The 1,191-nt window shown below is 61.1% G+C and carries 1 protein-coding gene; it reads left to right on the forward strand.

Features of this window, described 5'->3' with window-relative positions:
- The first annotated feature begins 118 nt into the window (after positions 1-118).
- Positions 119-1,042 (forward strand): alpha/beta hydrolase, encoded by a 924-nt coding sequence (locus A5646_RS00325; protein WP_067018974.1) that lies wholly within the window; start codon positions 119-121, stop codon positions 1,040-1,042.
- Positions 1,043-1,191 lie beyond the last annotated feature (149 nt).

The following is a 1,191-nucleotide window of genomic DNA, read 5'->3' on the forward strand; positions in this document are numbered from 1 at the left end:
CAATACCGAATCGGGCGCCCGACCATACCTCGCGGGTATGACCGATCAGGGCTAGCCATCAGATAGCGGTCGTTATATAGTGATCGTTATCCAATAATCCACGATGGAAGGCAGTTGGATGGCAAGCAAGCAGGCGGTCGATTTCGCCGAGTTCTTGGCGGAGATCGGGAGGCGATCTTCGAACGTTAACTTTGACCTGGAGACGATTCGCGACGTCACCGAGAACATCCATTTGGCAACGAAGGAACCCGAAGGCGTCACGTATGCCGAGGTGGACGCGGGCGGGGTTGAGGCCTTGTGGTGCATCCCCGTAGACGGTGACCCCGAATCAGTGCTGTTGCATACGCATATGGGTGGCAGCGTGCTGATGTCGATGCATTCCGACCGGAAGGCAGCGGGGCACCTCGCGAAGGCGGCCGGCGCGCGCTCGCTAGTACTGAACTACCGACGTTCCCCGGAACACAAGTACCCGGCGCAAGTCGAAGACGTGGAAAGCGCCTACCGCTGGCTGCTCGACCAGGGCTACCGCCCCAGCAAGATAGCCAGTGTTGGCCACTCGATCGGCGGCTATCTCGCAGTCGAGCTTGCGCTGCGTCTGCGAGATCGCGGCGAGGCACTGCCCGGCGCCGTGTTGTCCATTTCGCCGTGGACTGACGTCACGCTGTCCGGGGAATCCCTCAAAACCAACTCCGAGCGGGACAAGCTACTCACGCCGGGATTGCTCGAGCTGTTCCGGTCGTGCTGGCTCGATGGAACCGACGTGGAATACACCGACCCCCGGGTACACCTGCTGGAAGCCGACCTGTCCGGATTGCCTCCCATCGCGGTGTACTACGGCGAGTACGAGCTACTCGCCTCGGACGCCGTCGCTTTCTCCCAAAGGGCAAAGGAGGCAGGCAACGATGTCATCGTCCGACAGATCGAGCAGGGCCAGCATTCCTTCATCATGGGAGCCGGCCACGTTGACGAGGTGGACCGCGCGATTACCGAAATGGGTCGCTGGCTACGATTGACGCTGGGACTTAAAACGGCGGCGGCATAGCCACATGTCGCCGCTCGAATTGATCATGGCCTGACCACGGCCATTACTCCCCCCGAGGCCGCCAGCTGCAGATGCTCGGATCGCTATCCGATGGCTACTCCTGATTGGTCATACCCGCAGGGTATGGCCGGGCGCCCGATTCGGTATTG

Origin of the sequence: Mycobacterium sp. 1245499.0, assembly GCF_001673615.1 — a bacterium.
In the GTDB taxonomy this organism is placed as follows: domain Bacteria; phylum Actinomycetota; class Actinomycetes; order Mycobacteriales; family Mycobacteriaceae; genus Mycobacterium; species Mycobacterium europaeum_A.